Here is a 23,394-nt window from a genome sequence, read left to right on the forward strand (position 1 = left end):
CGACCACTCCACGAAAGCCGTCATGCCGCTGCGCCCCCGCCACCTCGCCCTCCCCGCCGCGCTCGCTGCCACCGCCCTCCTGCTCAGCGGCTGCACCGCCGAGGCGCCCGACGCCTCGAGCACACCCGTCGAGGGCGGCAGCCTCACCTACGCGTCCGGAGACGCCGAGCCCACCTGCCTCGACCCGCACGTGGGCGGCAACTATCCGCAGGCGCTGCTCGCCACGCAGGTGCTGGAGTCGCTCGTCTCGCGCGACGCCGACGGCACCATCACGCCCTGGCTGGCCGAGTCGTGGACCGTCTCGGATGACGCGCTCACCTACGATTTCACCCTCCGCGAGGGCGTGAGCTTCACCGACGGCACCCCGCTCGATGCGGAGGCCGTCGCCGCGAACATCGCGCACCTCCAGGACCCGGCGACGAAGTCGTCGACCGGCTACCTCGCCGTCGCGAAGGTCGCCTCCGTCACGGCCGTGTCGCCGACTGTCGCCCGCTTCACCCTCACCGCGCCCGATAGCGCGCTGCTGGAGTCGCTCGCCCAGCCGTGGACGGCCATCGAGTCGCCCGCCGGCATCGCTCGCGGCGAGGAGGCGAACTGCGAGGCCCCCGTCGGCACCGGCCCCTTCGCCGTCGCGGAGTGGGTGAAGCAGGACCACGTCACCCTCACCCGCAACGAGTCCTACGACTCCTCGGCCGGCCCCACCGGAGACGGCCACGAGGGCCCCGCGCACCTCGCGAGCATCACCTGGCGCTTCGTCCCCGACTCCGCCACGCGCTACGCCGCACTGCAGGCGGGCGAGGTCGATGTCATCGACAACGCGCAGCCCGATACGCTCCGGGCCGCGAGCGGCGCCTCCGATCTGGTCGAGCTCGACGCTCCACGCCCCGGCTCGGTCAACCGCCTCGAGCTGAACTCGCACCAGGCGCCGTTCGACGACGAGTCCGTCCGCGAGGCGTTCGTCCGCGGAGTCGGCGTGAACGACGCCATCGAGTCGCTGTTCTTCGGCACCGCCGAGCGCTCCTACTCGCCGCTGTCGAGCAGCGAGGCGACCGCGTACTCCGACCCGTCGCTCTTCGAGAACGCCGGCTCCGACTCCGAGATCGCGGCGGCCGAGGGCCTGCTCGACGCGGCCGGCTGGAGCGACTCCGACGGCGACGGCGTCCGGGAGAAGGACGGGAAGCCCCTGACCCTGCGCTTCCCGGTCAGCACCAACCAGTCGATCCCCGCCGAGCAGTCGCTGTTCGAGCAGATCCAGGCCTCCGCGAAGACCCTGGGCTTCGACGTGCAGATCAGTCTCCTCGACCTGTCGAGCTGGTACGCCGCGCTCGCATCGAACGAGTACGAGCTGGTCAGCGCTCCCTACACGAAGGTCGGGCCCGACGTTCTGCGGATCCTCTACTCCTCCTCCGGGATCACGCCAGCGCCGAGCGGCTACTTCGCCAACCACGCTCAGATCGCCGACCCGGCGCTCGACTCGCTGCTTGAGCAGGCGAGCGCCACGACCGACGAGGCCGCCCGCGCCGACCTCTACCAGCAGGCGCAGCGGATCGTGCTCGAGGGCTACTGGATCCTGCCGCTCTACGACCAGCAGAACCACTACCTGCACCGCTCGGCCGTCCAGGGCCTCGTCGCCCTCGACACGGTGTCGACGCCCTGGTTCGCCGACGCCTGGGTCTGAGCCGCCGACGATCCCGCCCGCCGTCATGATCGGTCGCGTGCTCCTCCGCCTCGGCGGAGCGCTGGTCGTGCTCTGGGCCGTGGCGACAGCGGTCTTCCTCCTCATCCGCCTCGTCCCCGGCGACCCGGCCCAGGCGATCCTCGGCGGCCCGGGCTCGCAGGCGTCTCCGGAGGCGCTCGCCGCGGTCCGCGAGCAGTACGGCCTCGATCAGCCGCTCCTCGCCCAGTACCTCGTGCAGCTCGGCCGGCTCGCGCGCGGCGACCTCGGCACCTCCTACTCGCTGCGCACGCCCGTCGCCCAGGTGCTCGGCGAGCAGCTGCCCGGCACGCTCCTCCTCGCGGTCCTCGCGCTCGCCGCCGCCTGGGTCCTCGCCCTCGCGACCGCCCTGTGGTCGACCCGCGGCGGCCGCCTCGCTGCGGCGATCGGCTCCGGTCTCGAGCTGACCGCCGCTGCTCTGCCGCACTTCTGGCTCGCCACCGTGCTGATCGCCGTGTTCGCCACGGCGCTGCGCTGGCTGCCGCCCGTGAGCACGGGGGCGCCGGCCGGCCTGGTGCTGCCGACACTCACCCTGGCGATCCCGCTGGCGGGGTTCCTCGGGCAGGTGATGCGGCGCTCCCTCCTCGATGCTCTGGAGTCGCCGTTCGTGCTCGCCGCGAGGGCGCGCGGCGAGAGCGAGGCCGGCATCCGTCTCCGTCACGCCCTGCGTCACGCGGTGCTGCCGGGGGTCTCGCTCTCGGGCTGGGCGTTCGGGTACCTGATCGGCGGGGCGGTCGTGGTCGAGACGATCTTCGCGCGACCGGGGCTCGGCCGCACCCTGCTCGCCGCGGTGACCGTGCGCGACGTGCCGGTCGTCACCGGAGTCGTCCTCGTCACCGCGCTCGCCTACATCGCCGTCACGCTGGTCACCGACGTCGTCACGCGCGTGATCGACCCGCGGCTCGCGCGCCGGGAGGTGGTCGCGTGAGCGAGCTCGAGCTGCGCGCCGCCCGCCCGCTGCGCACCGGGCCGGCACGGATCCGGGTGGGCGAGGTGCTCGCCCTGGTGTTCGTCGCGCTCCTGCTCGTCGCGGCGGTCGCGCCCGGGCTGCTCGCCCCCGCCGATCCGCTGGCCGTGGCGCCGAGGGAGGCGTTCTCGCCGCCGAGCGCCGCCCACCTCCTCGGCACCGACGAGTCGGGTCGCGACGTGCTGAGCCGCCTCCTCGCCGGAGCGGGCGCCTCCCTGCTGATCGGCGTGAGCGCCACGGCCATCGGGCTGGTGCTGGGCGCGCTGCTCGGAGTGGTCGCCGCGTTCGGCGGGCGGCTCGTCGACGGAGTGGTCGGCCGGATCCTCGAGGTCCTCTTCGCGTTCCCCGCGCTGCTGCTGGCGCTGCTGGTGATCGTGGTCACGGGCCCCGGAGTCGTCCCCGCGACGATCGCCGTCGGCCTCTCGACCGCGCCCGGGTACGCCCGCATCCTGCGCACCCAGCTCCTCGGCATCCGCGACTCCGGCTACGTCGAGGCGGCGCGCGTGCTCGGGCACTCGCCTGCCCGCATCCTGCTGCGGCACGTGCTGCCCAACACCTTCGCGCCCCTCGCCGTGCTCGCGACGCTGGGTGTCGGTCAGGCGATCGTCTGGGCGTCCGCCCTCAGCTATCTGGGCCTGGGAACCGAGCCGCCGGCGCCCGAGTGGGGCGCGATGCTCTCGGCAGGTCGCACTTACCTCGCGAGCGCCTGGTGGCTGACCGTGTTCCCCGGGCTCGCGATCGTGCTGACCACGATCGCGACGACGGTCCTCGGCGGGCGCCTCCGGGGGGTGCGGTGAGCGCGCTGGTCGTCGATGGCCTGCGGGTCGCGTTCGACGGGGTCGAGGTCGTGCACGGGATCTCGTTCCGGGTCGAGCCGGGGGAGTGCGTCGCGATCGTCGGCGAGTCCGGGTCGGGCAAGAGCGTCACCGCGCGGGCCCTGCTGGGGTTGAGCGGAGGCGCGGTGACCGGCAGCGTCCGTGTCGGCGGTGCGGAGGTGGTCGGCGCCGGCGAGCGCATCCTGCGGAGGCTGCGCGGTGGATCCGTGGGCTTCGTCCCGCAGGATGCGCTGCTCTCGCTCGACCCGCTGCGCCCGATCGGCCGCGAGATCGGCGATGCGTTCCGCCTGCACGGACGGCTGCCCGCGGCCGAGCGCGCGCGGCGCACGGTCGAGGTCCTGGCGAGCGTCGGCATGCCCGAGCCGGCCGAGCGGAGGCGCGAGCGCTCCGGCGACCTCTCCGGCGGGCTCCGCCAGCGCGCCCTCCTCGCCGCTGCCGTGGCTCTCGATCCGCCGCTGGTCGTCGCCGACGAGCCGACCACCGCGCTCGACGTCACCGTGCAGGCCCGCGTGCTCGAGCTCTTCGCCGAGCAGAAGGCCCGCGGCCGGGCGCTCGTGCTGGTCTCGCACGACCTCGCCGTGGTCGCGGGGCTCGCCGACCGCATCCTCGTGCTCGCCGAGGGCCGGGTCGTGGAGGAGGGGCCCGCGTCCGCGGTGCTCGGCGCGCCCCGCAGCGCGCAGGCCAGGGCGCTCGTCGCCGCTGTTCCGTCCGGGCGTCCGCGCGGCTCGCGGCTGACCGACCCGTCGGCGCCCGTCCTCCCGCCTGACCCTCCCGGCGAGGTCGTGCTGCGCGCCCGTGAGCTCTCCGCCCGGTTCCCGCTGCCGGGCGGAGGCGTGCGGATCGCGGTCGACGGCGTCGACCTGGAGCTGCGCCAGGGCGAGACCGTGGGCCTGGTCGGCGAGTCCGGCTCCGGCAAGAGCACGGTCGCGCGCCTGCTGCTGGCGCTGCGGCGTCCGCAGGAGGGATCCGTCGAGCTGTTCGGCGAGCCGTGGTCGGCGGCGACGGAGCGCGCCCGCCGTCCCCGCCGCCCGCGGATCGGCGCCGTCTACCAGGACAGCCTCTCCTCGTTCGACCCGCGCTGGAGCGTCGGCCGGCTCCTCCGCGACGCCGGCGCCTCCTCCGTGCCCGCGCTGCTCGAGAGCGTGGGGCTCGACCCCTCGGTGGAGCGGCGCTCGCCGCGGACCCTCTCGGGCGGGCAGCGTCAGCGCGTCTCGATCGCCCGGGCGCTCGCGACCCGCCCCGACGTGCTGATCTGCGACGAGCCCGTCTCGGCCCTCGACGTCTCGGTGCAGGCGCAGATCCTCGACCTGCTCGACGATCTGCAGCGCCGCCACGGACTCGCGCTGCTGCTCATCTCGCACGACCTCGGCGTGATCGCGCACATGAGCGACCGCATCGCCGTGATGCGCGGGGGCACGGTCGTCGAGGCCGGGCCGGCCGCATCGCTCCTCGCCGCGCCGCAGGAGGAGTACACGCGGCAGCTGCTGGCGGCGGCGCCGCGGCTCGACCGCTGACGCGGCTCCGTCTCGCCTGCGGCGGCGCCCCGGTGCGCCTGGGGCCGCACCGCGCGGACCGAGTGCGGAACACTGGGCTGCACACGAAGGAGGGGAGGACCGTGCCCGCATCCGCCGACACGTCCCCACCGGGCGCGCGAACGCCGCCCGCCGCGGCGCGCTCGATCGCCCTCGCCGCCCTCGTCGCGGGCTCCGCCCTCCTCGCGGGGTGTACCACCGCTGCCACCCCACGGCCCGACACGACGGCCGCCTCCTCCCCGTCGCCGACGCCCGTCGGCGACACCGCGCTCCTGCGGCAGATGGACTCGCAGGTCGCCGCGGTCTACTCCGACCGCAGGCCGGCGGGGACCTTCATCGGGTCTGCGAGCGCTACGGAGAGGCTGCCCGCACCCGGTGAGGGCGCTGCCTCGAAGGTCGTCCTCGCTCTGCGCTGCACCGGGAGCGGCGAGTACTCGATCACCGTTCGGCAGGACCGGCCGAACACGGTGGGGGCGACCTGTGGCGACGACGGTTCGGGCATCGCCGCCGTCCCGCTCTCGAACCCCGGGCAGCCGACCGTCCTCGATGTCTCGGTGCCCGAGGGCAGCGACTACTGGCTCACCACGTACTACACAAGCCAGTGAGGGGATGCGTCGCCTGACGATCCTCCCGCACCTCCACCACGGGTCGCCCCTGCGGCGTAGCGTGGACGAGGTGATGCGCCCGACGATCCAGACCCTCGGCCAGCTCCGTGCCTCCGGCCACGTGCAGAAGAGCCTCCGCACCGAGATCCGCGACAACCTGCTCGACGCCCTGCGGGAGGGCCGCGACCCCTGGCCGGGTCTGCACGGCTTCGCCGAGACCGTGATCCCGCAGGTCGAGCGCGCGGTCATCGCCGGTCACGACATCGTCCTGCTGGGCGAGCGGGGACAGGGCAAGACCCGCCTCCTGCGCACCCTCGTCGGCCTGCTCGACGAGTGGACGCCGGTGATCGAGGGCTCGGAGCTGGGCGAGCACCCGTACGAGCCGATCAGCACCGTGAGCCTGCGGCGCGCGCAGGAGCTCGGCGATGACCTCCCGGTCGCCTGGCGGCCGCGCGAGGAGCGCTACGTCGAGAAGCTGGCCACCCCGGACACCAGCGTGGCCGACCTCATCGGCGACGTCGATCCGATGAAGGTGGCCGAGGGTCGCAGCCTCGGCGACCCCGAGACCATCCACTTCGGCCTCATCCCGCGCAGCCACCGCGGCATCGTTGCGATCAACGAGCTGCCGGACCTCGCCGAGCGCATCCAGGTCGCGATGCTCAACGTGATGGAGGAGCGCGACATCCAGATCCGCGGCTACGTCCTCCGCCTCCCGCTCGACGTGCTCGTCGTCGCCAGCGCGAACCCCGAGGACTACACGAACCGCGGCCGCATCATCACGCCGCTCAAAGACCGCTTCGGGGCCGAGATCCGCACCCACTACCCCACGGCGCTCGTCGACGAGATCGCCGTGATCCGTCAGGAGGCGGACCTCGTCGCGACCGTCCCCGACGCGCTCATCGAGATCCTCGCCCGCTTCACCCGGGCCCTGCGCGAGTCGAGCTCCGTCGACCAGCGCAGCGGAGTGAGCGCCCGCTTCGCCATCGCCGGCGCCGAGACCATCGCCGCCGCGGCCCTGCACCGCGCCACGCGCCGCGGCGAGAAGGAGGCGGTCGCCCGTCCCATCGACCTCGAGACCGCTGTCGACGTGCTCGGCGGCAAGATCGAGTTCGAGTCGGGTGAGGAGGGCCGCGAGGACGAGGTCCTCGACCACCTCCTCCGGCAGGCCACCGCAGAGACGGTGCGCGCCCACCTGCGCGGCATCGACCTCGGCCCGCTCGTCGAGGCGGTCGAGAACGGAGCGATGATCACCACCGGTGAGCAGGTCACGGCGCGCGAGTTCCTCGCGGGCCTGCCCCTGCTGGGCGAGGCCCGCGTCTACGACGAGGTCGCCGAGCGGCTGGGCGCTGTGGGTGACGGGCGCCGGGCCGGAGCCGTCGAGCTCGCCCTCGAGGGCCTCTACCTCTCGCGCAAGCTGAGCAAGGAGACGGGCGGGGGCGAGGCCGTCTATGGCTGACGCTCCCCGGAGCAACCGGCGGCTGAAGCGCGACGCCCGCTACGCGAAGTACGCCGGCGGACCGGACCCGCTCGCGCCTCCCGTCGACCTCTCGGAGGCACTCGACGCGATCGGCGAGGACGTCATGGCGGGCACCTCGCCGGAGCGGGCGCTGCGCGAGTTCCTCCGCCGCGGAGCCCGCGACCGCGACGGGCTCGACGACCTCGCCGCGCGGGTGGCCGAGCGTCGTCGCGAGCTGACGCAGAAGAACAACCTCGACGGCACACTCCGCGAGATCCGCGAGCTGCTCGACCGGGCCGTGCTCGCCGAGCGCAAGCAGCTCGCCCGCGACACGCAGATGGACGACGGCGACCGCGCGCTCGCCGAGATCCAGCTCGACAGCCTCCCTCCCTCGCCCGCCGCGGCCGTCTCTGAGCTCAGCGGGTACCGCTGGCAGAGCCCTGAGGCGCGCGCCGACTTCGAGCGGATCCGCGAACTCCTCGGCCGCGAGATGCTCGACCAGCGGTTCGAGGGGATGAAGCAGGCGCTCGCGAACGCGAGCGACGAGGACCGCGCCGCGATCGACGCGATGCTCCGCGACCTCAACGACCTGCTCGAGGCGCACGCCCGCGGCGAGGACACTCCCGAGCAGTTCGACGCCTTCATGGCGCAGCACGGCGAGTACTTCCCCGAGGGGCCGGAGTCGGTCGACGAGCTGATCGACGCCCTCGCCGCCCGCGCCGCGGCGGCCCAGCGGATGCGCAACTCGATGACCGCCGAGCAGCGAGAGGAGCTCGACGCCCTCGCGCAGCAGGCTTTCGGCAGTCCCGAGCTGATGCAGTCGCTCGGTCGTCTCGACGAGACGCTCCGGGGTCTCCGACCCGGCGAGGACTGGGGCGGCTCCGAGCGGATGGACGGCGAGCAGGGCCTCGGCCTCGGCGACGGCACCGGTGTGTTCCAGGAGCTCGCCGACCTCGACGCCCTCGCCGACCAACTCGCGCAGTCCGACCGCTCCTCCCTCGACGACCTCGACCTCGACCTGCTCGCCCGGCGCCTGGGCGAGGACGCCTCCGTCGACGCGCAGACGCTGAAGCGCCTGGAGCGCGCGCTCCGCGACTCGGGAACGCTGCGCCGCGGCTCCGACGGTCGGCTCGCGCTCAGTCCGAAGGCGATGCGCCAGCTCGGCAGGGCGCTCCTGCGCGACATCGCCGAGACCGTCTCGGGCCGGCAGGGGGCCCGCGACGTTCGGCGCGCAGGTGCCGCCGGTGAGCGCTCAGGAGCGACCCGCGCCTGGGAGTTCGGCGACACCGAGGCCTGGGACATCCCCCGCACCGTGACCAACGCCCTGACCCGCACCGCGGGCGAGGGCCGCCCCGTCGGCTCCGGGGTGCGGATCGAGATCGGCGACGTCGAGGTGCAGGAGACGGAAGCGCGCACGCAGGCCTGCGTCGCGCTGCTCGTCGACACCTCCTTCTCGATGGCGATGGACGGCCGCTGGGTGCCGATGAAGCGCACTGCCCTCGCCCTGCACACCCTGATCAGCAGCCGGTTCCGCGGAGACGTGCTGCAACTGATCGCGTTCGGCCGGCAGGCCGAGGTGATGGACGTCGAGCAGCTGGTCGGCCTCGACGCGGAGTGGGACAAGGGCACCAACCTGCACCACGCGCTCCTGCTGGCGAACCGGCACTTCCGCAAGCATCCGAACGCGCAGCCGGTTCTGCTGATCGTCACCGACGGGGAGCCGACGGCGCACCTCGAACCCGACGGCGGGATCTTCTTCGACTACCCGCCCGACCCGGTGACGATCGCGGTGTCGGTGCGCGAGCTCGACGCCTCCCTGCGCCTCGGCGCGCGCACGACCTTCTTCCGGCTGGGGGAGGACCCGGGCCTGGCCCGCTTCATCGACTCGCTCGCCCGGCGGGTGGGAGGCTCGGTGGTGAATCCGGAGGCGGACGATCTGGGCGCCGCGGTCGTCTCGTCCTACCTCGGCGCTCGGGGCTCAGGATCGGACAGCCGGGCGCCCGGCGACGAGCTGTTCGGGCGCGGCTGGAGCTTCTGAGGGAACCTGCCGTCAACAACGAAGGAAGAATTCGTTTCTTGGGCCCCGAGATCCCCGCGTCCTCGTTGCTCCGGACATGTTCATCCTTCGTTGTTGACGCGACCGGTCAGAACAGCGGCCACGGCACGGCCGGCATGGTGCCGCGGGGTCCCGGGAAGCGCCCGAACGAGCCCAGGCGTTCGCAGCGCTTCGCGAACGCCGCGACCTCCTCCGGGGTCAGCAGCTCCGACAGCGCCGCGCCGAGCGCCCCGTCGAGCCGGCCGCGCAGGGAGGCCAGCGCCGCCAGCTCCTCCTCGAGCAGCGGCTCGCCGATCCACCCCCAGAGCACCGTGCGCAGCTTGTGCTCCGCGTGGAAGGTGAGCCCGTGGTCCACCCCGTAGCGGTGCCCGTCCGGCATCGCGAGCACGTGCCCGCCCTTGCGGTCGGCGTTGTTCGCGACCACGTCGAACACGGCCATCCGGCGCAGCGCCGTCGAGTCCTCGTGCACGAGCGAGATCTCGCGATCCTCCTCGTCGGTACCGTCGAAGACGTGCCGCCACCCGGCGGGCACCGCGGCCGCAGGCACCAGGTCGACGGCGTCCTGCTCGGGGTCGATGTCCTGCCAGAGCTGGACCATGCCCGGCCCGAGCGGCCCGTCGCGGAGCCAGGTGCGCGGCACCACGTTCCAGCCCAGCGCCTCCGAGACGAGGTAGGCGGCCGTCTCGCGCCCGGCGAGCACTCCGTCGGGGAAGTCCCAGAGCGGCTTCTCGCCCGAGATCGGCTTGTAGACGACCGGAGCCTCGCCGATCTGCGCGAGGAAGGTCGCGTTCGAGGCGGTCGTGATCCGTCCCGCCAGTTCGAGCTCGCCGTCGAGCCCGCCCGTGTCGCTCATGCGAGCGGGCAGTCGTGCCCGTCGGGATCCATCGGCTCGCCGCAGCGCGGGCAGAGCGGACGGCCGGCGCCCACCACCTCGAGCGTCCGCTTGGCGAAGGCGCGCGCCGTGCCCACGGGGATCTTCACCTGGAGCATCTCGGTGGGCTCCGGCTCCTCGGCGGAGTCGTCGTCGGCCTCCGTCAGCGGGTACGCCTCGATCACGATCTGCGCCGTCGACGGGTCCCAGCCGAGGCTGAGCCCACCGACGCGGAACTCGGGTTCGACGGGCTGGTCGAGCGGGTCGTTGTCGACGAGTTCGGGAGGCGTCCCCGCGGGAACGCTGACCGGGTTGCCCTGGGCGGTCATCAGCTGGTCGAGGATCTCGTCGATCTTCTCGGCAAGCAGCGCCGACTGCTGCTTCTCGAGGCCGACGCTGACCACGCGAGGTCCGGTCTTGGCCTGGAGGTAGAAGGAGCGCGAGCCGGGCGAGCCGACGGTTCCGACGACGACGCGATCGGGCCAGTCGAATCCGTGGACGATCGGAGGCATGCGACCAGTCTACGAGCGCCGCCTGCTCGGGGGCTGCGTGCTCGCGGCCGCGCGCCGCTACTCGTGCCCCGCGCCCCCGCCGACCGGGGCGTCCGCCGCCGGAGCCGCCGCTCGCAGCCAGCCCAGGTCGCCCGCCTCCGTGTTCATCGCCACGACCTCGGGCCGCCCCGCGCCGTAGCGGATGATCGACACCGACGCCGGTCCGACGCTCAACCGCTGGAACAGGTCGAGGTGCATCCCGAGCGCGTCCGCGAGGATCGCCTTGATCGTGTCGCCGTGGCTGACCGCCGCCCACACCGCGCCCGCCCCGTGCTCCTCCGCCACGGCCGCGTCGTGCCGGCGGATCGCCGACACGGCCCGCGCCTGCATGGCGAGCAGCCCCTCGCCGCCGGGGAACACCACTGCGGAGGGCTGGTTCTGCACCGTCGCCCACAGCGGCTCCTTCGCCAGGTCGCGGAGCGGGCGCCCCTGCCACTGGCCGTAGTCGCACTCGGTGATGCCCTTCTCGATCAGCGTGGGCGGAGGCGTCGTCTGCCGGTCGAGCACGAAGCGGGTGGTCTGCCGGCACCGCTCCAGCGGGCTCGACACCACAGAGGCGAGGTCGACCGCCGCGAGCCGCTCGCCCGTGCGCGCCGCCTGCGCCCGCCCGACATCGTCGAGCCGCACTCCGGCGGTGCGTCCGGCGAGGATCCCCGCGGTGTTCGCGGTCGTGCGTCCGTGCCGGACGAGGAGGAGCGTGGCCATGGGGCCAGCGTAGGCGGGTGCAGTGTGTGCCTCCTGCGGGAGCCAGGGCCGTACTCAGGCATGCCGGGCGGCCCCGGCTCTGCGCCACCTCCCGCCCTTCCCGGAGGGAGGCGCCGACCGCTGCCGGCCGTGCGCCTGCCTCCGGGAAGGACGCGGGCCTCTTAGCAGTTCGCCGAGATCCAGGAGAAGATGCCACCCGATCCGCCGCTCTCGAAGGTGCTCCATCCATCGATGACGTTCGTGTCGACGAGCGCGAATCCGGAGCCGGTGAAGTTGTAGAGATTGCCCGCGGTGTCGAGTACGGCGGTGCTTCCCTGCCACTTAAAGATCCGGGCGGGGTTGGCGACGTTCCCGGGAGCACTGACCGTCGTGGTCGAGGTACCCGTCTGGCTGAAGACAGAGCCGTTCTTCGTCACCCAGGTCAAGACGCCAGGGTTCTCGTAATCCGCCGTCGCCGCCGCGACGTTCGTCGCGATTCTCGCCCAGCCCGTGTTCGTCGCGCGATAGAGGTCTCCAGAGGCGGTGAGAACGGCTGTGCCCCCCTGCCACTTGAAGACCTGCTGACCGCCATTGACGACACCGGGCTGCGTCACGGGGGTCCTCGACGTCCCCGTGACCGACCGCACGACGCCGTCAGAGCGAAGCCAGGCGAAGATCGAGTTTCCGGCCTCGTAGTTACTGAAGCCGTCGATGACGTTCGTGTCGACGAGCGCGAATCCGGAGCCGGTGAAGTTGTAGAGATTGCCCGCGGTGTCGAGTACGGCGGTGCCGCCCCTCCATTTGAAGATGCGAGCGGGGTTCGCAACCGAACCGGGCACTGTGTACGGGGTGGTGCTTGTTCCCAGCAGCCCAGCGACCTTGCCGTCGTTCGTGACCCAGGTGAGGACTCCAGGGCGCTCGTAACCGGAGTAAGCGGCTCGGACGCCGGATGCGGCCAACGCCCACCCTGTAGCTGTCGCGCGGTAAAGGTTGCCGTTCTTATCGAGAATTGCCGTACCGCCCTCCCACTTGAAGACCTTCACGCCGTCAGTGACCGTGCCTGGGTTGCTCCCGATCGTTTGTGACGTTCCCGTGAGGTAGTGGTAGCTCGTCGCGGCCTTGGACACCGCGATCGACGACGAGCCGGTCGCCTGGCCGGACGATGCGCTGATCGGGAAATCGCCGGGGCGCTGAGTGGGAGTGATTGTGGGGAGGACGACTCGGCCGTTCGAATCCGTGGTGAAGGATCGTGGCGCTGACGAGCCGTCTGCCCAGGTGAATCCGGCGGGAAGGGTCACCGTCACCGGCTTCGACGGGTCAGCCGTCGTGCCGTCGGTCGTCAGCCGCAGCGTGACATTGTTCAGCTTCCCGCAGGAATCGACGGTGTAGGGGCCGTTGACGAAGGCGAGCGTCGGCGTGACGGATGCAGCGGCGGCGGGTGTCGCCGTCGCCATGGCGACGACCGGGATCGTCCAGGCGGCGCCCTTCACGAGGGTGCGGCGGTGCACGCCGTCCTCGGCGGGGATGGACCAGCCGGTGTCGATGCTGATGCGGTGGGGTGTGCGGGGGGATGAGTCGTTCACGGGTTCTCCTGTGATGAGTGTTTGTCGGACGGCCTCATCGTTCTGGCGACAGCACGCCCGGCGACACCGGCGGTCGAGCATTCTGGAAGCCGGACCGTCGATCTCTGGAATCGTCGTCGGGCTGGAGTGGCGGCGCGGACACTGGGTCGGGAGGACGACGACGCCGGTCGCTTCGCTCACCCGACCGGAAGGGGGGGGGCAACGCTGCCCCGCCCGCCGCGTGGCCAGGGCGCGCCGACCGAGCGCGGCATCGCCCTGGAAGGATCCGACGCCTCCGGATGGCTGCGTGACCGCGGCGTCTCGGTCGTGGCGGCAGGCGGGCGGCTCCGTGTCTTCGGCGACTACGTCGCGTCGTCCGAGGTCACTTTTGCGCGCATCTGGCACACGGCGCGCGAGGTCGAGCGGGAGGGGCGGCACCGCGGAGTGAGCCTCAGCCTCCTGGTCGAGGGGCGGCTCCGTGTCGGTGCGCCGGGCGACGAGATCGAGGTGCAGCAGGGAGGCGGGTTCCTGCAGTGGTCCTCCGGCGCGGTGCCGGTGCGGAGCGAGGGCCGCAGCGGCACCGTCGAGGTCGCGGTCGGCCGCGAGTTCTTCTCGCAGTTCTTCATCGGGGAGGACCGGGGCGTGACGCCCGTGCCGGCGGGGCTGGAGTCGACGAAGATGCTGCTCAACACCGCGATCGGCGCGCTGGCGACGACGGTCGTCCCCGGCTCGCTCCTCTGGGCCGGGACCAGGGAGCACATCGAGGGCGCCCTGCGGACCGTGCTCACCGAACTCGGGCCGCCCGCATTCCGCGGCACGACCGCGACGGCCGTGCGGCTCCTGCGCCGGGCGTACACGGCGATCGAGGCGCGCTGCGCTGATCCCGCCTTCGACGCCCGGTCGCTCGCGGCCGACCTGTCCGTCTCGGTCAGCGGCCTCTATGCTGCGTTCGCCGAGACGGGAGTGACGCCCTCGCGGGCGATCCGCTCGATCCGGGTGGCCCAGGCCCGGCGGATGCTGGCGCGGCGCACGGCCGAGACGGCCGTCGACTACAGCGAGATCGCTCCGCTCGCCGGCTTCGGATCGGCGTCGGCGCTGGTGGCGGCCCTGCGCGCCGATCGCGGACCGTGACGGAGCGGCCCCGGCTGGCGGCTCCGTCCTGCGGCGCCCGGCGCCCCGCCCCGCCGGCGCCCCGCCCCGCCGGCGCCCCGCCCCGCCGGCGCCCCGCCCCGCCGGCGCCCCGCCCCGCCGGCGCCCCGCCCCGCCGGCGCCCCGCCCCGCCGGCGCCCCGCCCGTCTCACCCCCGTCGGCGCATCTCCCGCGCGAGCAGGTGCGCGAGGTAGCACCCGCCGACCACCACCGTCACGACTCCGACGGGCAGCGTGACCGGCAGCACGTGCTGCGCGATCAGGTCGGAGCCGAGGAGCACGACAGCCCCGGTCAGTGCGGAGGCGACGAGCGGCAGGTGCGGTGTCCTCGCCGATCGCCGCGCGATCTGCGGTGCGGCCAGCGCGACGAACGCGACGGGGCCGGCCACCGTCGTGGCGATGCACACGAGGGCGACTCCGGTACCGAGTGCGAGCGAGCGCACGGCCGGAACCCGGACGCCGGTGGCCGCCGCGAGGTCGTCGCCGAGCTCGAGCTGGCGGAGCGCGGGCGCGAAGGCGGGCACCACCGCGAAGAACCCCGCGGCGAGCAGGCCGGCGGCGGTGACGGTGGCCGCATCGACTCCCGCGAGGGTGCCCGCGCCCCAGGCCGACGCGAACAGGGCGGTGTCGAGCTCGACCTGGAGCAGGAGCCAGGTGCCGAGCGACGCGGCCATCGACGAGACCGCGATGCCGACCATGATGAAGCGGAAGCCGCCGATCCCCGTTCCGCGGGAGAGAGCGGTGATCAGGAGGGCCGCTCCCAGGCCGCCGACGAGTGCGCCGGCGGTCCGCGCCTCCCAGGAGGAGCCGACCAGCACCAGCGCGGTCAGCAGCCCGACGAACGCGCCGTTCGAGAGCCCCAGCACGTCGGGGCTGGCCAGCGGGTTGCGGGTCACGCTCTGGAACACCGCCCCCGCGACGCCGAGTGCGGCGCCGACGACGACCGCCGCGGCGATGCGGGGCAGCCGCCACTCCACGACGACTGTGCGGGCGAGGCCCTCCGTCGATCCGGAGACGACCCCGAGGACGTCGCCGAGCGGCACGGGATAGTCGCCGCTCATCGCGCCGACGACGCCGAGCACGCCCAGAACTGCGACGAGGACGCCGATCACGACCGCGTTCCTCCGGGTGCGCATTCGCCGCGTCACAGCCCGGTCACCCGTCGCCGACGACGGACCAGCACGATCAGCACCGGAGCGCCGACGAAGGCCGTCACGATCCCCACCGGCATCTCGGCCGGCAGCACACTCACCCGGCCGACCACGTCCGAGAGCAGCACCAGCACGGGAGCCGCGAGCATCGAGCCGGCGACGATCCAGCGGTGGTCGGGGCCGGTGCTCCAGCGCACCACGTGCGGGATCATCAGGCCGACGAACGAGATCGGTCCGGCGAGCGCGGTGGCGGTTCCCGCGAGCAGAGTGATCGCCAGCACCGCGAGCAGCCGCGTGCGCAGGAGCGAGACCCCCTGCGCACGAGCGGTTTCGTCGCCGAGGGCCACGGCGTTGAGGGCAGGAGACACGACGAGGGCGAGCAGCGCTCCGAGCGCCAGGAGGGGGAGGACGGGCAGCAGGACGTCAGTGCTCCGCCCCAGCAGGCTCCCCGCCGACCAGCCGAGCAGGCGCTCGAACGCGTCGGGATGCGTCAGCGTGAGCCCGGTGGTCAGGCCAGAGAGCACCGCGCCGACCGCGAGTCCGGCGAGGGTGAGCGTGATCGGATCCGAGCGCCCCCGCCCGCCCGCTCCGAGAGCGAAGACCACGACCGTCAGCACCAGGGCCCCGCCGTAGGCGAACCACACGTATCCGCTGATGCTCGTGACCCCGGCGAACACGACGGCCGCGGCGACAGCGGCGGAGGCGCCCGCGTTCACTCCGAGGATCCCCGGATCGGCCAGCGGATTGCGGGTCACCGCCTGGATCAGCGCCCCCGCTCCGCCCAGCCCGACTCCCACCGCCAGACCGACGAGGGTGCGCGGGAGCCGCTGATCCTGGACGACGAACCGCGACTCGTCGGTCCCGCCTCCGCTGAGCGTGTCGAGCAGGAGCCGTGGATCGAGCGGATTCGCGCCGACCGCGATCGAGAGGAGCGCGGCGACCACGAGGGCGAGCAGCGTCCCCGAGAGCCAGAGGGCGAGCCTCCTCCTCGGTCGCGTTCCGAAGGCTCGCGGCGCCGGACCGGTCACTGCGCGTCGCGCAGGACGTCCTCGATGTCGTCGAGCACGGCGAGCCCGCCGAGGGGGCCGACCCCGGTGATCCAGTACGACTGGTCGACCAGGTGGACCTCGGGGAACGCGCCGGCATTGGCGGTGATCGACTCGGGCACGGTGGTGGGGTCGTCGACGTCGGTGGTGGTCACGAAGACGTGGTCGGCCGTCGCCTCGAGGACCCGCTCGGGCGACAGGTCGACCGAGATCGACTGCTCCCAGTCGCGCTCCGGGGTCGTGAAGCCGGCGCACTCGAGGGTGCTGCCCGCGAACGAGTCGGGCCCGTAGAGAGTGAGGAGTCCGTCGCGCGGGCGGATCAGCTGGGCCGTCGACCCGGCGACGTCGAACTCGGCCGCGATCTCGTCGCAGCGGTCCTGGTAGTCCTGGAGTCGCGCGGTGCCCTCGTCGGAGCGGCCGAGCGCCGAGGCGACGAGAGCGACGTTGTCCTTCCACGGGTCGGCCTGCGAGGCGAGGAACACGGTGGGCGCGATCGCCGACAGCTGGTCGTAGAGGGCGGAGTGCCGCGACTCCGTCCCGATGATCAGGTCGGGAGTCAGCGCGGCGATTCTCTCGACGCTCGGCTCGGTGACCGTTCCCACGCTCTGGATGCCGGCGGCCTCGGCGCCGAGGTACGCCGGAACTCCCGCGCTCTCGTTGAGCACCGCGGCTCCGACCGGGACGACGCCGAGGGCGACCGACGTGTCGAGGGCCACCGGCTCGAGGACCACGACGCGGGCCGCCGTGTCGGGGACGGCGGTCGTGCCGCGCGCGTGCTCGACCGAGCGGGTGCTCGGCGGGGAGTCGCTCGCCGACGAGCCGGCTGCGCCGCCCGCGCAGGCCGAGAGGCCGAGCGCGGCGGAGGCGGCGAGGGCGATGACCGCCAGGGAGCGGCGACGGCGGTGGGAGGAGGAGGAGGCAGGATGCACGGGAGCGCCTTCGGTCGAGGATCAGCTGGATCGACCGCGCTGTCGGATCACCGATGAGTAAGGATACCCTCACTCGGCGCGTCCCGTCGCCCCACTCGCCAGTAGCCCTGGGCCTGCACGAGGGCGGGATCCACTCCGTGCGCCGTCACCGCATCGCGCAGCGCGGCGACGGCCGTGCTCTCGGCGGCGATCCAGGCAGTGAAGTCGCGGCCCGTCGCGGCGGCGGCTCCGGAGTCGTCCCGCGCCCACCGCGCGATCGCCTCGGCCAGCGCCGTGCCCGGGCGACGCCCGCCGCGCGCGAGGAGTCGCACCTCCACGTCCTCCGGCAGATCGCCGAGCGCCGGGCAGGCGAGCGGATCGTCCGCCTCCACGAGGACGGTCCCGGTGGTGGTCCGGGGCAGCGCCGCCCCGATGCCGGCCAGCGCGGGCACCGCGGTCTCGTCGCCGACGAGCAGGACCCGCGCCGGCGGCCGCGCGGGTCGCCACTGGATGCCGTGGCGTCGATCCTGCGCCCGCACGTCCGGACCCGAGAGCAGCAGCCGGTCGCCCGCCTCCGCTCCGGCCGCCCAGGTGCTCGCCGGACCCGCCGGCTCGTGCACGAAGAAGTCGATGTCGACCTCCCGGGCCTCCGGGCGCACCGCACGGGGCGTGTAGGTGCGCAGCGGATGCCGGGCTCCGGCGGGCTCCTGCGCGACGAGGCGCCGCCACTCCGGGACCCCCAGCCCGTCGACCTCGCCGGCGAGAGCGTCGCCCCAGCCGCCGTCGGCGCGCGGGAGCACCAGCTTGATCCGCTGATCGAGCCCCCACGGCGCGAACCAGCGCAGCGACCGGCCGCCGAGAGTCACCCGGATGAAGGTCGGCGAGAGCCGTGCCACACGGAGCACCCGGGTGTCGAAGAGCCGGTAGGGCGCCGATCCGGTCATGCAGGGAGCGTAGCGAGTCGGCCGCAGAGCCTCAGCCCTGAGGCGGATGCCCCGGCCGCGACCGCCTCGCTATCGTGGCGTGAGCGGCCGCCCACCGCGGTCGCGGCCACGCATCGAAGGGACACCCATGGACGGGACGACCCCCACCGGCACCCCGCACGACGCCACCGCCGCTCCGGCAGACGACTCCGCGACGGAGCCCGCCGCCCCCTCCCCCGCCCCGGCCCCCTCCTGGGCCGCCCCGGACGCCTCCGGACGTCACGGCGAGGTCGCCCTGCGCATCCGCGGCCTCCGCAAGCGGTTCGGCGACAAGGAGGCGGTGAAGGACATCGACCTCGACGTCCCCGCCGGATCGTTCTTCGGGCTGGTCGGGCCCAACGGCGCGGGAAAGACGACGACCCTCTCGATGGCGACCGCGCTGCTGCGGCCCGACCAGGGCGTCGTGACCATCCACGAGGTCGACGTCTGGAAGGACACGCTCGAGGCCAAGCGGCTGATCGGCGTGCTGGCCGACGGCGTGAAGCTGTTCGACCGCCTCACGGGCCTCCAGCTCGTCACCTACTACGGCCTGCTCTGCGGGCTCGAGCGGCCCGTCGTCGTCGAGCGCACCAACGATCTGCTGGCGCTGCTCGGGCTCGACCCGGCCGACCGCACCCTGGTCGTCGACTACTCCGCTGGCATGACCAAGAAGATCGCGCTCGCCTGCGCCCTCGTGCGTGCGCCGCGTCTCCTGGTGCTCGACGAGCCGTTCGAATCGGTCGACCCGGTGTCGGCCGCGAACATCCGCGACATCCTCACCGGCTTCGTCGCCTCGGGCGGCACCGTCATCGTCTCCTCCCACTCGATGGACCTGGTCGAGCGGATGTGCGACCGGGTCGCCGTCATCGCCGACGGCCGCGTGCTCGCCTCGGGAACCCTCGAGGAGGTCCGCGCCGGCTCCAGCCTCGAGGAGCGCTTCGTCGAGCTGGTCGGCGGCCGCACGCACCAGGAGGGCCCGGCATGGTTGCGCATCTCCTGAGGCTGCGCCTGCTCCTGCTGCGCAACTCGCTGACGCGGAACGTCTGGCAGCTGATCGGCGTGATCGTCGGCGGGCTCTACGCCGTCGCCGTCCTGGGCCTCGTGGTCAGCGGGCTGGTCGCGCTCGGAGGCACCGACCCGGCGTTCGCGAACGTCGCCGTGGTCCTCGGCGGTTCCGTGCTGCTCCTGGGCTGGGTGCTCGGGCCGATCTTCGTCTCGGGGTCCGACCAGAGCCTCGATCTTCCGACCCTGGCCACGTTCCCGATCCCGCTGCGGACCCTTCTCGTGGGCCTCGCCGCCGCCGGACTCGCGGGGATCCCCGGAGTCGTGACCTCGCTCGGCGCGCTCGCCTCGGCGGCCGCGTGGTGGAGCACCCCGATCGGCATCCTCCCGGCCCTCGTCGCGGCGGTGATCGGCGTCGCGACCTGCGTGGTCGCCTCCCGCCTGATCGGCGCGCTGACCACCGGGCTGGGCTCGAGCCGCCGCTACCGCGAGGTGATCGGCGGAGTCGTCCTCGTGGTGGTGATCCTGCTCGGTCCGCTCGTCGTCGGCCTCTCGGGTGTGATCCGCGACGGCCTCGACGTGCTCCCGGTGATCGCGGGTGCTCTCGGCTGGTCGCCGCTCGGTGCGATCTGGGCGGTGCCCGGCTCGGTCGTCGCGGGAGACTGGCTCGCCGCGGTCCTGCGCCTGCTGATCGGGCTGGCGACGCTGGCCGTGCTGGTCCTGCTCTGGGCGAGAGCGCTGCGCCGCTCGCTCGCGGAGCCGGCGGCGTCGACCGCGCGCGCCGCCTCCGGATCGGCCGGCCTCGGCCTCTTCGGGCGCTTCCCCGGAACCCCCACCGGCGCCGTCGCCGCCCGGGCGCTCGGCTACTGGTGGCGCGATCCGCGCTACAGCCGGGGACTGCTGGTGGTCCCGGCCGTCGTGGTGCTCGCCGTCTTCTACTCCGCCATCGGAAGCGGGGGCGACTCCTTCGTCGTGCTCTCGGCGCTCCTCATCGGCCTGATCTTCGGGGTGACCCTCTGCGCCGACGTCTCCTACGACGGCACCGCCTGGGCGGCCCATGTCAGCTCAGGAGTGACGGGGTCGGCCGATCGCGCCGGCCGCGTCGTCGCCGCAGCGTTGATCGGCGTCCCGGCGGTGCTCGTCGTCGCCGTCGGCACCTGCCTGTACGCGGGGCGTCCGGAGGCGATCCCCGGCGTGCTCGGGATGTCGCTGGCCCTGGTGCTGAGCGGCTTCGGCGTCTCGAGTGTCGCGTCGTCGCTGGTCGTGTACCCCGTGCCGGCGCCGGGGGACAGCCCGCTGAAGACTCCGCCGGGCTCGGGGATGATCTCGAGCGTGGTGATGTTCGGCAGCATGGCCGCGACAGGTCTGCTCTCGCTGCCCTCGATCGTGCTGGGCGCGATATCGCTGATCGGCGGCGACACGGTGCTCGGGGTGGTCTCGTTGGCGTTGGCGCTCGTGCTCGGCTCGGCGTTCGCGCTGATCGGGATCCGCGTGGGCGGCCGCATCGTCGACCGCCGCGCGCCGGAGCTGTTCGCCGCCCTCGTGACGGTCGGCTGACGCTCGTCCCGCTCGTCCCGCCCGCTCCCGCGAGTGTCTCCTGGACACTCGCAGGCCCGACGCGGAGCCGTCGCTCGCGGCGGACCGGCAGGATGGGGGAGTGCGCAGCGTCGAAGTCCTCCTCGACCCGGAGTCGGACGCGCGCGTCCGCGGTCAGTGGCAGGCGCTCGACGCGGCCGGCATCCCCAGCCTCGCGCTGCACACGTCCGCGAGCAACCGCCCGCACCTCACCCTCGTCGCCGGCCCCGAGCTCGTCGCCCCCGCGCCCGGTGCGCTCGGCCCGCTCCCCGCGACCCTCCGCCTCGGCGCCGTCCTCCTCTTCCCGCACGCCGGACGCTTCGTGCTCGCCTGGGGCGTCGTCCGCTCGCCCGCGCTCGACGCCCTGCACACTCGCGCGACGCGCCTCGTCCCCGGCGGCGTCGACACCTCTCTTCCGGAGGCGTGGTCTCCGCATATCAGCGTGTCGCGTCGGCTTCGCGCCGAGCAGCTGGGGCAGGCCGTTCCGCTCCTCGGCGAGCCCTTCACGGCCGGTCTCGCGGGCGTCCGCTTCTGGGACGGCGACAGCAGGAGCATCACCGCGCTCTGAGCGTCGACGCGCCTCCCCAGCGAGCCTCTCCGGGCTCCCTCCACAGATCGCCGCCCGCTCGGGGTGTGGTCGGAGGCGGCGGGTAGAGTTCCGCGGGTGACAGAGCCCACCGCGACAGCCCTTCCCACCGCCGAGCAGCTCGCCGAGTCCCCGGCCGAGCCCGGTGCAGCAGGCTCGAGCGAGGCGCAGGCGATCCTCGAGAAGGTCTTCGGCTATGCGTCGTTCCGCGGCGAGCAGCAGGCCATCGTCGAGCAGGTCATCGGAGGCGGCGACGCCGTCGTCCTGATGCCCACCGGAGGCGGCAAGTCGCTCTGCTACCAGATCCCGGCGATCGTGCGCCCCGGCACCGGCGTGGTGGTCTCCCCGCTCATCGCCCTCATGCAAGACCAGGTCGACGCCCTCCGCGCGAACGGCGTGCGCGCCGAGTTCCTCAACTCCACGCAGGATGCGGGCGAGCGCACCCGCGTCGAGCGCGCCTACCTCGACGGCGAACTCGACCTCCTCTACGTCGCCCCCGAGCGCCTCGGCAACGAGGGCACCAAGCAGTTCCTCGCCCGGGGTCGCATCGCCCTCTTCGCGATCGACGAGGCGCACTGCGTCAGCCAGTGGGGCCACGACTTCCGCCCCGACTACCTCGCCCTCGGCGAGCTCGCCGAGCGCTGGCCCGACGTCCCGCGCATCGCCCTCACCGCCACCGCCACCGAGGCGACCCACCGCGAGATCACCACCCGTCTGCACCTGGGTGCCGCCCGCCACTTCGTCTCGAGCTTCGACCGCCCCAACATCCAGTACCGCATCGTCAACAAGGTGGAGCCGCGCAAGCAGCTGATCGACTTCCTCCGCCGCGAGCATGCGCACGACGCGGGCATCGTCTACGCCCTCTCGCGCAAGAGCGTGGAGGCGACGGCCGAGGCCCTGCGCGCGGCCGGCTTCGACGCGGTCGCGTACCACGCGGGCCTCGACTCCCGGGTCAGGGCCGCTGCCCAGTCGCGCTTCCTCCGCGAGGAGGGCGTCATCGTCTGCGCGACCATCGCCTTCGGCATGGGCATCGACAAGCCGGACGTCCGGTTCGTCGCGCACATCGACCTCCCCAAGTCGGTCGAGGGCTACTACCAGGAGACGGGCCGCGCCGGCCGTGACGGGCTCCCCTCCACCGCCTGGCTCGCCTACGGGTTGCAGGACGTCGTGCAGCAGCGCCGCATGATCGACGAGTCGCCGGGCGATCTCGCGCACCGCCGGCGGATGTCCGCGCACCTCGACGCGATGCTCGCCCTCTCCGAGACGGTGCAGTGCCGCCGCGTCAACCTGCTCGCCTACTTCGGCCAAGAGAGCACCGCGTGCGGCAAATGCGACACCTGCCTCGAGCCGCCGGCCTCGTGGGACGGCACGGTCGCGGCACAGAAGTTCCTCTCGACGGTCGTGCGCCTCAAGCGCGAGCGCAACCAGCAGTTCGGCGCCGGTCACATCATCGACGTCCTCCGCGGCAAGACCACTCCGCGCACCACCCAGCACAAGCACGATGCACTCGCCACGTGGGGCATCGGGGCCGATCTCAGCGACACCCAGTGGCGCGGAGTCGCGCGGCAGCTCCTCGCCCAGGGCCTCCTGGGCGTCAACGACGACGGCTTCGGCACCCTGGTCATCACGCCCGCGTCCGGCTCCGTCCTGAGCGGCGAGCGGAAGGTCGAGCTGCGTCAGGAGCCGGAGCGTCCCGCGCGCTCGAGCGGCCCGTCCCGCTCCGGTCGCTCCGCCGTGTCCGACCTGCCCGCCGAGGCGCAGCCGCTGTTCGAGCGCCTCCGCGAATGGCGTGCGGCACAGGCGCGCGCGCAGTCGGTGCCCGCGTACATCGTCTTCAACGACGCCACTCTCCGCGAGATCGCGACCGCCGAGCCGGCCACGATCGATGCGCTCAGCATCATCGGCGGCGTCGGCCAGAAGAAGCTCGTGACCTACGGAGCCGCGGTGCTCGCCGTCGTCGCCGGCGAGACTCCCGAGATCGCCGAGGCGGAGCAGGCGGAGCCCGCTCCTCGGCGCGCGGCCCGCTCCGGCACCGCTCGCTCGGCAGCGGCCGGGTCGACCAGGCCCGCGTTCGGCAGCGGTTCGTCCGAGCGCACCGGCCCGCCGGTCTCCTCCGCCCCGGACGACGACTGGGTGCCGCCGGAGGAGCCCGACTGGGAGCCCGGCTGGGACAGCTACTGAC

At 73.4% G+C, this 23,394-nt stretch carries 20 protein-coding genes; 12 read left to right on the forward strand and 8 right to left on the reverse strand.

Translation table 11 applies throughout. The features are described 5' to 3' along the window. The first annotated feature begins 22 nt into the window (after window positions 1–22). From GSU10_RS01960 to GSU10_RS01990, 7 genes are all read left to right on the forward strand, one after another. Window positions 23–1,678: an ABC transporter substrate-binding protein gene (locus GSU10_RS01960; protein ID WP_068212036.1), complete on the forward strand. Its 1,656-nt coding sequence runs from the start codon at window positions 23–25 to the stop codon at window positions 1,676–1,678. Between the two features lie 25 nt (window positions 1,679–1,703). Continuing rightward, window positions 1,704–2,642 carry an ABC transporter permease gene (locus GSU10_RS01965; protein WP_132505717.1) on the forward strand — a complete coding sequence of 313 codons (939 nt, stop codon included), beginning with the start codon at window positions 1,704–1,706 and terminating at the stop codon, window positions 2,640–2,642. Beyond that, window positions 2,639–3,478: an ABC transporter permease gene (locus GSU10_RS01970; protein ID WP_132505714.1), complete on the forward strand. Its 840-nt coding sequence runs from the start codon at window positions 2,639–2,641 to the stop codon at window positions 3,476–3,478. The genes GSU10_RS01965 and GSU10_RS01970 overlap by 4 nt, the downstream gene beginning before the upstream one ends. After that, window positions 3,475–5,031 (forward strand): ATP-binding cassette domain-containing protein, encoded by a 1,557-nt coding sequence (locus GSU10_RS01975; protein WP_132505711.1) that lies wholly within the window; start codon window positions 3,475–3,477, stop codon window positions 5,029–5,031. The genes GSU10_RS01970 and GSU10_RS01975 overlap by 4 nt, the downstream gene beginning before the upstream one ends. A 101-nt stretch (window positions 5,032–5,132) precedes the next feature. Continuing rightward, the gene (locus tag GSU10_RS01980) at window positions 5,133–5,654 is read left to right on the forward strand and encodes a hypothetical protein (protein WP_132505708.1); all 522 of its coding nucleotides are present in this window, start codon (window positions 5,133–5,135) and stop codon (window positions 5,652–5,654) included. A 73-nt stretch (window positions 5,655–5,727) separates the two neighbouring features. Further along, window positions 5,728–7,110 carry a magnesium chelatase ATPase subunit I gene (locus GSU10_RS01985; RefSeq protein WP_068212993.1) on the forward strand — a complete coding sequence of 461 codons (1,383 nt, stop codon included), beginning with the start codon at window positions 5,728–5,730 and terminating at the stop codon, window positions 7,108–7,110. Continuing rightward, complete coding sequence (locus GSU10_RS01990; RefSeq protein ID WP_068212996.1) at window positions 7,103–9,148, forward strand: vWA domain-containing protein; 2,046 nt, start codon at window positions 7,103–7,105, stop codon at window positions 9,146–9,148. Before GSU10_RS01985 ends, GSU10_RS01990 begins: the two co-directional genes overlap by 8 nt. Window positions 9,149–9,254: 106 nt before the next feature. Here GSU10_RS01990 and GSU10_RS01995 read toward each other — a convergent pair whose 3' ends face one another. From GSU10_RS01995 to GSU10_RS02010, 4 genes are all read right to left on the reverse strand, one after another. After that, window positions 9,255–10,019, reverse strand: coding sequence for an SCO1664 family protein (locus tag GSU10_RS01995; RefSeq protein ID WP_068212999.1), 765 nt, complete (start codon window positions 10,017–10,019; stop codon window positions 9,255–9,257). Next, window positions 10,016–10,549 (reverse strand): DUF3090 domain-containing protein, encoded by a 534-nt coding sequence (locus tag GSU10_RS02000; RefSeq protein ID WP_068213001.1) that lies wholly within the window; start codon window positions 10,547–10,549, stop codon window positions 10,016–10,018. Before GSU10_RS02000 ends, GSU10_RS01995 begins: the two co-directional genes overlap by 4 nt. A 57-nt stretch (window positions 10,550–10,606) precedes the next feature. After that, window positions 10,607–11,293, reverse strand: coding sequence for a histidine phosphatase family protein (locus GSU10_RS02005; RefSeq protein ID WP_132505705.1), 687 nt, complete (start codon window positions 11,291–11,293; stop codon window positions 10,607–10,609). 161 nt (window positions 11,294–11,454) lie between these two features. Then, window positions 11,455–12,855: a hypothetical protein gene (locus GSU10_RS02010; protein ID WP_132505702.1), complete on the reverse strand. Its 1,401-nt coding sequence runs from the start codon at window positions 12,853–12,855 to the stop codon at window positions 11,455–11,457. Window positions 12,856–13,161: 306 nt separating this feature from the next. Between GSU10_RS02010 and GSU10_RS02015 the strand changes: the two genes are divergently transcribed. Further along, window positions 13,162–13,965: a helix-turn-helix domain-containing protein gene (locus tag GSU10_RS02015; RefSeq protein WP_132505699.1), complete on the forward strand. Its 804-nt coding sequence runs from the start codon at window positions 13,162–13,164 to the stop codon at window positions 13,963–13,965. A gap of 166 nt (window positions 13,966–14,131) precedes the next feature. Here GSU10_RS02015 and GSU10_RS02020 read toward each other — a convergent pair whose 3' ends face one another. The 4 genes from GSU10_RS02020 to GSU10_RS02035 are packed head-to-tail and all read right to left on the reverse strand — an operon-like array spanning window position 14,132 to window position 18,031. Further along, entirely contained in the window at window positions 14,132–15,094 is a 963-nt protein-coding gene (locus GSU10_RS02020) for a FecCD family ABC transporter permease (protein ID WP_241972934.1), read from the reverse strand. A gap of 32 nt (window positions 15,095–15,126) precedes the next feature. Next, window positions 15,127–16,161, reverse strand: coding sequence for an iron chelate uptake ABC transporter family permease subunit (locus GSU10_RS02025; RefSeq protein WP_082845305.1), 1,035 nt, complete (start codon window positions 16,159–16,161; stop codon window positions 15,127–15,129). Further along, a complete protein-coding gene (locus GSU10_RS02030; RefSeq protein WP_199220894.1) occupies window positions 16,158–17,108 on the reverse strand; it encodes an ABC transporter substrate-binding protein in 951 nt (316 codons plus the stop codon). Before GSU10_RS02030 ends, GSU10_RS02025 begins: the two co-directional genes overlap by 4 nt. Before the next feature lie 47 nt (window positions 17,109–17,155). Continuing rightward, window positions 17,156–18,031 carry a siderophore-interacting protein gene (locus tag GSU10_RS02035; protein WP_132505693.1) on the reverse strand — a complete coding sequence of 292 codons (876 nt, stop codon included), beginning with the start codon at window positions 18,029–18,031 and terminating at the stop codon, window positions 17,156–17,158. Window positions 18,032–18,158: 127 nt separating this feature from the next. Here GSU10_RS02035 and GSU10_RS02040 point away from each other — a divergent pair, with 127 nt between their 5' ends. From GSU10_RS02040 to recQ, 4 genes are all read left to right on the forward strand, one after another. Further along, the gene (locus tag GSU10_RS02040) at window positions 18,159–19,049 is read left to right on the forward strand and encodes an ABC transporter ATP-binding protein (RefSeq protein WP_132505690.1); all 891 of its coding nucleotides are present in this window, start codon (window positions 18,159–18,161) and stop codon (window positions 19,047–19,049) included. After that, window positions 19,031–20,608 carry a transporter gene (locus GSU10_RS02045; protein WP_132505687.1) on the forward strand — a complete coding sequence of 526 codons (1,578 nt, stop codon included), beginning with the start codon at window positions 19,031–19,033 and terminating at the stop codon, window positions 20,606–20,608. The genes GSU10_RS02040 and GSU10_RS02045 overlap by 19 nt, the downstream gene beginning before the upstream one ends. A 100-nt stretch (window positions 20,609–20,708) precedes the next feature. Then, window positions 20,709–21,194 carry a 2'-5' RNA ligase family protein gene (locus GSU10_RS02050; RefSeq protein ID WP_132505684.1) on the forward strand — a complete coding sequence of 162 codons (486 nt, stop codon included), beginning with the start codon at window positions 20,709–20,711 and terminating at the stop codon, window positions 21,192–21,194. Between the two features lie 63 nt (window positions 21,195–21,257). After that, window positions 21,258–23,393 (forward strand): DNA helicase RecQ, encoded by a 2,136-nt coding sequence (gene recQ, locus GSU10_RS02055; RefSeq protein ID WP_132505681.1) that lies wholly within the window; start codon window positions 21,258–21,260, stop codon window positions 23,391–23,393. Window position 23,394: the final 1 nt, after the last annotated feature.

The organism is Rathayibacter tanaceti, from assembly GCF_009834165.1.
Taxonomy (GTDB): domain Bacteria; phylum Actinomycetota; class Actinomycetes; order Actinomycetales; family Microbacteriaceae; genus Rathayibacter; species Rathayibacter tanaceti.

What these genes read in the sequence shown, in the direction of transcription:
- GSU10_RS02005 (WP_132505705.1), bottom strand. Translation starts at nt 11,293, where the DNA reads ATGGCCACGCTCCTCCTCGTCCGGCACGGACGCACGACCGCGAACACC.
- GSU10_RS02040 (WP_132505690.1), top strand. Translation starts at nt 18,159, where the DNA reads ATGGACGGGACGACCCCCACCGGCACCCCGCACGACGCCACCGCCGCT.
- GSU10_RS01985 (WP_068212993.1), top strand. Translation starts at nt 5,728, where the DNA reads ATGCGCCCGACGATCCAGACCCTCGGCCAGCTCCGTGCCTCCGGCCAC.
- GSU10_RS01990 (WP_068212996.1), top strand. Translation starts at nt 7,103, where the DNA reads ATGGCTGACGCTCCCCGGAGCAACCGGCGGCTGAAGCGCGACGCCCGC.
- GSU10_RS01960 (WP_068212036.1), top strand. Translation starts at nt 23, where the DNA reads ATGCCGCTGCGCCCCCGCCACCTCGCCCTCCCCGCCGCGCTCGCTGCC.
- GSU10_RS01995 (WP_068212999.1), bottom strand. Translation starts at nt 10,019, where the DNA reads ATGAGCGACACGGGCGGGCTCGACGGCGAGCTCGAACTGGCGGGACGG.
- GSU10_RS01965 (WP_132505717.1), top strand. Translation starts at nt 1,704, where the DNA reads ATGATCGGTCGCGTGCTCCTCCGCCTCGGCGGAGCGCTGGTCGTGCTC.
- GSU10_RS02000 (WP_068213001.1), bottom strand. Translation starts at nt 10,549, where the DNA reads ATGCCTCCGATCGTCCACGGATTCGACTGGCCCGATCGCGTCGTCGTC.
- GSU10_RS02045 (WP_132505687.1), top strand. Translation starts at nt 19,031, where the DNA reads ATGGTTGCGCATCTCCTGAGGCTGCGCCTGCTCCTGCTGCGCAACTCG.
- GSU10_RS02035 (WP_132505693.1), bottom strand. Translation starts at nt 18,031, where the DNA reads ATGACCGGATCGGCGCCCTACCGGCTCTTCGACACCCGGGTGCTCCGT.